The sequence below is a fragment of the Anaerovibrio sp. genome (assembly GCF_045637405.1).
Taxonomy (GTDB): Bacteria; Bacillota; Negativicutes; order Selenomonadales; family Selenomonadaceae; genus Anaerovibrio.
The window spans coordinates 1-8277 of record NZ_JAZTZI010000021.1; the positions used below are offsets into that span (position 1 = coordinate 1).

9 protein-coding genes are annotated in these 8277 nt (G+C 45.0%); all 9 read right to left on the reverse strand.

The genetic code is table 11. The features are described from left to right. The coding region (locus ACKI5G_RS01605; RefSeq protein WP_407397007.1) for a biotin carboxylase N-terminal domain-containing protein at positions 1-386 on the reverse strand (386 nt) is incomplete at its 3' end. A 387-nt stretch (positions 387-773) separates the two neighbouring features. Continuing rightward, positions 774-2852 (reverse strand): ATP-dependent DNA helicase RecG, encoded by a 2079-nt coding sequence (gene recG, locus ACKI5G_RS01610; protein WP_407397009.1) that lies wholly within the window; start codon positions 2850-2852, stop codon positions 774-776. 17 nt (positions 2853-2869) lie between these two features. Then, positions 2870-3601 (reverse strand): PTS glucose transporter subunit IIA, encoded by a 732-nt coding sequence (locus tag ACKI5G_RS01615; protein ID WP_407397011.1) that lies wholly within the window; start codon positions 3599-3601, stop codon positions 2870-2872. A gap of 16 nt (positions 3602-3617) precedes the next feature. After that, complete coding sequence (locus tag ACKI5G_RS01620) at positions 3618-4358, reverse strand: SagB/ThcOx family dehydrogenase (RefSeq protein ID WP_407397013.1); 741 nt, start codon at positions 4356-4358, stop codon at positions 3618-3620. A gap of 77 nt (positions 4359-4435) precedes the next feature. Then, positions 4436-5137: a bifunctional phosphoribosyl-AMP cyclohydrolase/phosphoribosyl-ATP diphosphatase HisIE gene (gene hisIE, locus ACKI5G_RS01625; RefSeq protein ID WP_407397015.1), complete on the reverse strand. Its 702-nt coding sequence runs from the start codon at positions 5135-5137 to the stop codon at positions 4436-4438. A 264-nt stretch (positions 5138-5401) separates the two neighbouring features. Further along, complete coding sequence (hisF, locus tag ACKI5G_RS01630) at positions 5402-6160, reverse strand: imidazole glycerol phosphate synthase subunit HisF (RefSeq protein ID WP_407397017.1); 759 nt, start codon at positions 6158-6160, stop codon at positions 5402-5404. 5 nt (positions 6161-6165) lie between these two features. After that, positions 6166-6897, reverse strand: a complete 732-nt coding sequence (hisA, locus tag ACKI5G_RS01635) for a 1-(5-phosphoribosyl)-5-[(5-phosphoribosylamino)methylideneamino]imidazole-4-carboxamide isomerase (protein ID WP_407397018.1) — start codon at positions 6895-6897, stop codon at positions 6166-6168. A gap of 44 nt (positions 6898-6941) precedes the next feature. Further along, positions 6942-7547 carry an imidazole glycerol phosphate synthase subunit HisH gene (gene hisH / locus ACKI5G_RS01640; protein ID WP_407397020.1) on the reverse strand — a complete coding sequence of 202 codons (606 nt, stop codon included), beginning with the start codon at positions 7545-7547 and terminating at the stop codon, positions 6942-6944. 18 nt (positions 7548-7565) lie between these two features. Beyond that, entirely contained in the window at positions 7566-8156 is a 591-nt protein-coding gene (gene hisB / locus ACKI5G_RS01645) for an imidazoleglycerol-phosphate dehydratase HisB (RefSeq protein WP_407397022.1), read from the reverse strand. Between the last annotated feature and the right edge of the window lie 121 nt (positions 8157-8277).

The following is an 8277-nucleotide window of genomic DNA, read 5'->3' on the forward strand; positions in this document are numbered from 1 at the left end:
GGAATACCCGACGGCATTATGGAGGCTCTTGCGATATCCTTATCCCCCACCAGACGAATGGTTTCCGGCATTGGCCCAATCCATGTAATACCGGCATCTGTTACCTGTTCTGCGAAATCTGCATCCTCCGACAAAAAGCCGTAACCGGGGTGAAGAGCATCAGCTTTTGTCTGAATTGCAGCGTTAAGGATTGCTTCTTTATTAAGATAGCTTTCCTGAGCATCCGCTGGTCCGATATTTACGGCTTTATCCGCCAGTCTGACATGCAGGGCATCGGCATCAGCATCAGAGTATACAGCTATAGTTTCGATATCCAGCTCCTGACAGGCACGGATAATACGGACAGCTATTTCGCCACGATTAGCAATAAGAACACGCTTAAACATATGATTACCTCCTAACATCTAAAAAATAGAATACGCCCCAATTCATCATACCAATAATTATACATCGGTTAACATACAAGTCAATAAAAAGCATACCCATTTTTATAAACAAAAACAAAGTATACAAAATACTGTATAAAATACAGATACAGTATAGTATTTTATTTCAATTATTAATAATTTTTATTTACCAATGGGAAAACAGAGGATAAATGTAATGGTAAATTTATCATATGATTATTCCGAAAGCTATCCACTAAAAAAGCAGGTTATCCGCATTGCCTGTTGATAACCTGCATTTGAGTTGATAGTATAGTTAGGTATCTGTTATGACGCCATTATTTAGGATGCAATTTTTTCACTATTTTTTCACTATTTTTACACTAATTATGTATCGGTAATATTCATAAAATGCTCTTTGTACTGAAGCTCCAGAATTGGCAGTACATAATCCAGATCCACTCTGTTTTCCATGGTTTCAAGGGCTGCCCGGCGAGCCTCCAATAAAATATCTATATCCTGCAATACATCAGCAATCTTTAAATCCGGCAAACCGTGCTGCATGGAACCGAAGAACTGTCCCGGTCCACGAAGCTTTAAATCCTCCTCCGCCAATACAAAGCCATCAGAGGTGGTCTCCATAATACGCATACGTTCCTTGGACACTTCAGTTTTCCCATCTGTCACCAGCACGCAATAAGAGCTGTATTCACCACGGCCGATACGCCCCCTGAGCTGATGGAGCTGGGCCAGGCCAAACTGCTGGGCATTTTCAATTACCATCATACTGGCGTTAGGAACATTTACGCCTACCTCTATAACTGTTGTGGCCACAAGCAGTTTAATATGCCCTTCATAGAACTCCTGCATGATGGCTTCCTTTTCCTTCTGCTTTAGCTTACCATGAACAAGTCCGCAGGGGATATTCCGGAAAATACCGTGAGTCAGCTCATCATAAACTGCCTCAGCAGACAAAAGATTGCTTTCCTCACTGTCCTCAATAAGAGGACACACCACATAGCCCTGACGCCCCTTGGAAATTTCGTCTCTCATAAATTTATAAATAAGCTCACGCCTGTCCGGAGTGCGCACGAAGGTCCTCACTGGCTTTCTGCCAGGTGGCAGCTCCTGAATAAGTGACACGTCCAGGTCACCATATACAGTCAAAGTCATGGTACGGGGAATTGGGGTGGCCGTCATAACCAGCACATCTGGCATAAGGATACCCTTTTTTTCCAGCTCAGCCCGCTGATTGATGCCAAAACGGTGCTGCTCGTCTGTTACCACCAGCCCCAGCTTCTTAAAGGCCACCTGCTCCTGAATAAGGGCATGGGTTCCGATTACAATATCTATTTGCTGAGCTGCCAGCTCCTCATAAATCTGCTCCCGCTGCTTTTTCGTAAGCTTTCCGGACAAAAGAGCCACTTTTAATCCAAGTGGCTCCAGTTGTTTTACGAAACCTTCATAATGCTGTCTGGCTAAAATTTCCGTAGGAGCCATAAGGGCCCCCTGATAGCCGTTTTCTACTGTTTTTACGAGGGCCAGCATAGCGATAACCGTCTTGCCGGAGCCCACATCACCCTGTACCAGACGGCGCATAGGCACAGAGCTCTCCATATCATTGCATATATCATTCCAGGCCCGTCGCTGGTCCCCGGTCAGCTTAAAGGGCAGTATTCCCATAAGCTTTTCCACCAGTACGCTGTTGAGCCCATGTCTTATGCCCTGTTTTTTCTCCTGCGTCCGTTTTTTCAGCATCATAAGACCGCACTGTATAAGGTACAGCTCCTCAAAAGCCAGACGGTTTCTGGCCTGCTTAACCTTGGCAAAGCTGTCAGGAAAATGAATCCCCCAAAAGGCTTCACCACGTGGCAATAGCCTATAACGGTTAGCAATATTTTCAGGTATTACCTCTGGAATTGTATCCACGCTATTTAAAAGCTCTCTGATAGATTTTCGGAAAAACTTTTGGTTAAGGGCATCAGTGGAAGGGTAAATAGGAAGTATCCCCAGCCCCTTGGTCTCATCCTCATCAGCGTCCATTATCTCAAAGGAGGAAAGCTGACTCATGGCATACTGCCCCTGACCACCAAAAGCAAACTCCACCTTTCCGGTAGCAAAAACCTTTTTACCAGCCTTTAGCTTCGCCTTTAAAAACCGCTGATTAAACCATGTAATCTGCACAAATCCAGTGCCATCACTAACCATGGCGGTAAGAATAAGCATATTACGACGACCGGCTCTTTTTTCCTGTAGAGAGGTTATAACGCCGGAAATAGTAGACTTTTCACCTGGCTTCAGCCCTCCAATAGGAGTAATACTGCTTTGGTCCTCATATCCCCGTGGATAATGGGTCAGCATATCAAATAATTTGCTAATACCTAACTTTTTAAGGAGCTGAGCCTTCTTGGGTCCGATTCCCTTCAAATATTGAATATCCTGCTCCAGCTCCATAAAATCCTCCACAACTGCTATACTTACTTTTACTCTCCGCCGCCACTGTTCAGAAATACACCTATGGTAACGAAAATAACAACCATTATTACCACGAGCCCCACAAACATCGCTCCCAGCTTAACCCAGTTAGTGGAATCCTTAAGGAACTCCTCGCTTTCATTTTTTAGCTCGTCAATAACGGATACATCCTTTGGTGGCTCCTTTACTTCCTTGTCAGAAGCTTCTGCAGCCTTAGATTCTTCCTGTGCGGGCTTTTCCTCCTCGGCAGGGGGCTCTTCCTTTATTATTTCAACGACCTTAAAAATCTCACCGGCACCGGCTTCAACATCCCCTACGTTGGCCTTGATTTCCGTGTCATCCTCTTCTTCATTTACAAGAATAACCGGAGTAATCGTATTAATACCCTTTTCCTCAAAGGCCCCCAAATCATACTCTGCCACGAGATCGCCAGCCTGAACCCGCTGTCCCTGCTTGACATGTAAAATGGTCGTCTTGTCCGCCACCTCATGGCCCTCCAGACCAACGTGAACCAAAATATTAAGGCCCGTATTCGTTTGGAATCCAATAGCGTGCTTGGTGCCAGCCACTACAGATACTACACCGCTTACAGGGCTGTACAGCATACCATCCTTTGGAATAATGGCCACGCCGTCACCCATCATTTTCTTGGAGAAGGTATCATCAGGCACCTCTATTAAATCCACTATTTTTCCTGTCATTGGTGCAAAAATAGAACTCTCTCTTGTATTCTGAGCCATAATAACTCAACCCCTTTTATCTGATTTTGCCCACATGTGCCGCATAGACCATGAATTCTTCTTCCCCATCAAGGCCTAATTCGCGATTCAGCTCTTCATCATTAAAATGACCTATAGCACAGCATCCAATTTCCTGGGTGTAACAAGCCAAATAAAGATTTTGGCATACATGACCAGCATCAAGATAAAGATACTGCAATGACCTTCCCCCAAAGGCATAGTCCATTCTGTCAAGAACTGCCGCCCACATAAAGGTAACGGCACTAGCATCATACATATTTATTTTATTGAAGCCCTTTTGCAATCTTTCCTTGACATCATCCCCAGTATCAACTGGCAAAAGTGCATGCTCAAAGGCCAAAAATCTGTATAACCCCTTTTCAAGGCCCTTAACCTTATCTATATAAAGATAGGTTTCAAAGGCGTTTCTGGCACCGGCCGAAGGCACGGTACGCTTGGTGGCACCAGCAGGAAGCACCATCTTAACTCCTTGGGTGCACCACAGAAGAAATGACAGCTCCTTCATGGTAAGAGGTCGCTCACTGTATTCACGAATAGTAGAACGAAGCTCCATCAGCTCCAAAAAGCTGACTTCCTTATCCTCCAGATAATCCGGCTCCGGCAAAGCTATCAGCTGGGCATCTTCAGGATATGGCTTTTGTGGTATAGGCACTTCTTTATGGTTAATCTTTCTTGTATTAAGATTATTTTTTACCAGGGATGCCTCACGCAAAGCCTTAAATATATCCTTGTACATAAAAAACGCCTGCCCTTCAAAGTATCACTACATATAATTATAACGCAAAGGACAGGCGTTTTAAATACATTATTAATTTAATCTACGGGGCGAATACCGGTTTTACCTGTAAATTTATGATAATCACCACCATTATGACGATTTACCAGCTCGCAGAAAACTTCCTCCGGGTTGATATTGTGGTAAGCCATCAGCACAAGACAATGATACCAGAGATCACCCATCTCATAGATGATTTCATTTTTATCATTGTTCTTGGAGGCAATAATTGTCTCTACAGCTTCTTCGCCAACCTTCTTAAGAATCTTGTCCTGTCCCTTTTCAAACAGATAATTGGTGTAAGAGCCTTCCTTTGGATTCAGCTGGCGGTCCTTAATAACATCATAAAGCTCGTTCATGATATTGGCCAGATAATATTTCTCCGGCTGATCAACCACAGCCAAAGCCTTTTCATTGTTCAGCAGCCTGCGACCGCTAAAGCAGGAATATGTACCAGTATGGCAGGCACCAGTACCCTTCTGATGAACTATAACCAACAGGGTATCTCCATCACAGTCATAATACAGGTCCTTTACCTCCTGCACATTCCCGGATGTAGCACCCTTATTCCATAATGTCTTGCGGCTACGGCTCCAGAACCAGGTGGTTCTCGTTTCAATGGTTTTTTGGAGAGAGTCAGCATTCATGTATGCCATCATCAGCACCTGGCCATTTTCTTCCTGAACAATGGCTGGTACCAGGCCCTTTTCATCAAATTTAATCATTGAAATGTCAATCATAGTGTATCCCTCCATTTGTAGTTACCTCTGACAGAGGCAAAAGAGCCACTGCCATTTATAATTGATATTTAAGGAACAAGTGCAGATTGACTGAAGCATTGAGCGATGGGCGTTAAGAAACTATTTTTTGCATTCTTACACAGCGAGAAAATGTCGTTGTTTGAGCGAAGCGAGTTCGACTTTTCTTGCTGTTAATTAAAACGCAAAACAATAGTTTTAGCCCAGAGTCTCTCGCTGAAGTCAACTGTGCTAGTTCCTTATATTTTAAAATCTCATTTCTATTCCTCTATCCCGCAGGTATTCCTTCACCTGTCTGATAGTGAACTGTCCATAATGGAACACTGAGGCAGCCAATACTGCATCTGCCTTTCCAATGGTCAGCACATCATAAAAATGCTCCAGCTTTCCTGCTCCGCCTGAGGCAATAACAGGAACATCAACAGCCTCAGAAACAGCCCTGGTAAGAGGAATATCATAGCCATCCTTGGTACCGTCCGCATCCATGCTGGTAAGCAGAATTTCTCCGGCTCCCAATTCAGTACCCTTCCTGACCCAATCTATCACATCTATTCCCGTAGGAGTACGTCCGCCATTCACAAATACCTCCCACTTATCATCACCTGTCTTTTTGGCATCCACAGCCAGTACCACACACTGACTGCCAAAGATTTCTGCACCTTGTCGGATGATATCGGGATTTTTAACTGCTGCAGAATTTTCCGAGGTTTTATCCGCCTCGGCCTTCAACATTTTACGCATATCCTCAGGTGTCCGTATACCTCCCCCTATAGTAAAGGGAATAAACACCTGAGAGGCACAGTCCCGGGCCACCTGTACTATGGTGTCCCTCTGTTCATTGGAAGCAGTTATATCCAAAAAGACCAGCTCATCACAGCGTTCCTCATCATAACGACGGGCCAGCTCCACCGGATCACCGGCATCTCTAAGTCCCACAAAATTTGTGCCCTTAACGACACGGCCTCCTTTTACATCAAGGCAGGGAATTATTCTCTTAGTGTACATACTTATCACTCCTCTGCCCTGAATGCAACCTTAATAGCCTCTGATAAATCAAGGGAACCTGTGTAAATGGATTTACCAACTATAACCCCTTCTATGCCATCCTTTTCATAAAGCAGAAGGGCCTTTATATCCTCAATGGATTTAACGCCACCAGAGGCCACCACATTGATGCCGCTTTCTCTGGCTAGCTTGGCAGTAGCTTCAACGTTTACCCCTTCAAGAGTGCCGTCACGGGAAATATCTGTGTAAATAATGGTTTTCACACCGGCCTTGGCCATTTCCTTGGCAAGAGCTCCAACCTCCACGTTTCCGGAAACCTCCCAGCCATCCACAGCCACAATACCATCCTTGGCATCGATGCCTACCACTACCCGCTCTCCATACTTGGCACAGGCCTCCTTTACAAGAGCAGGATTCTTGGCAGCCACGGAGCCCAAAATAACCCTCTGAACCCCTGCAGCCAGGACCTCATCAATATTTTCCATGGTGCGGATGCCACCGCCTAATTCCACAGGGATATTGACCTTGGCAATTATTTTCTTTACCACATCAAGATTAATGGATTTGCCCGCTCTGGCACCATCCAAATCCACCAGATGCAGATACTGTCCCCCAAGAGCTTCCCATTTTGCAGCCATTTCCTCTGGCTCACCAAAAACCGTCTCCTGGGAAAAATCCCCTTTATAGAGGCGTACAGCCTTACCTCCACGAATATCTATAGCTGGAAAAATAAGCATATTATCTTCCTTCCAATAACGCCTTGCAAAAATTAATTTCTATATTAACTCTCGATAAAGTTTTTGATAATCAGCAGACCCACATCCCCGGATTTTTCCGGATGGAACTGGGTGGCCATTACGTTGTCTTTGGCTACTGCCGCCGTCAGCTTTTCACCATATTCTGTAGTAGCAGCCACAATGGAGCTATCCTCCGGAACTGCATGATAGCTATGAACAAAATAGAAATACGGTACATCGGGCTCATCCTTAAATAAACACAAATCCTTTTGGGCAAATTCCACGGAATTCCAGCCCATGTGGGGCACCTTTAAGCCCGGAGCATTGATTTTTCTAACCATGCCCTTGAAAACACCCAAGCCCTTGGCAGCAGGAGATTCCTCGCTGCCCTCAAACAACACCTGCAGGCCCACGCATATTCCAAGAAGCGGCACTCCGGCAGAGATTCTTTCCATAATAGTGGGAATAAGTCCGGAGGCCTCCAAATTCTTCATACAGGCCCCAAATTCCCCGACTCCCGGCAAAACCAGCTTCTCAGCGCCTTCTATTTCTGCCTTGTCGCTGGTCACCTTCACATTATCAGTAAACTGGGCAAAGGCCTTCTCAACACTAAAAAGGTTCCCCACCCCGTAGTCAATAACCGCAATCATAAATTGACTCCTTTCAGCTTACAGCATTCCCTTGGTAGAAGGAATCTCATCCGCAGCCTCCGGATCTATTTTTACAGCTGTTCTAAGGGCGTGGCCCAGAGCCTTGAATATAGCCTCCACCTTATGATGGGAGTTGGTGCCATACATGATCTTTACATGAAGAGTAATGCCAGCATTAAAGGCAAAGGCCCGCAAAAATTCCTCGGTCAGCTCAGTGTCATACTTACCAATCATTGGGGCCATAGGACCACCGGCATCGTATACCAAAAACGGTCTGCCGCTTATATCAAGGGATACCATTACCAGCGTTTCATCCATAGGCAAATAGAAGGTGCCATAACGATTAATTCCCTTCTTGTCACCCAAAGCCTGCTTTACCGCCTCTCCCAAGGCAATACCAATATCTTCTACAGAATGATGACCATCCACATCGATATCACCATTACAGCCTACAACCAGATCCATACGTCCGTGGGCAGCAAAGAGATTCAGCATATGATCAAAAAAACCAATACCGGTATCAATATCGGATACACCCCTGCCATCAAGACTGATGGTTAAATCAATAGAAGTTTCCTTTGTTTCGCGGATAACCTTTCCTGTACGCATATTAATTCTGCTCCTCCACAAAGGCCTTTACAGCCTTAAATACAGCATCATTTTCCTCACGGTTGCCCATGGATATTCTCAGGGCATTTTCCAAAAGAGGTGCCTTGCCAAAGCTCCTGAT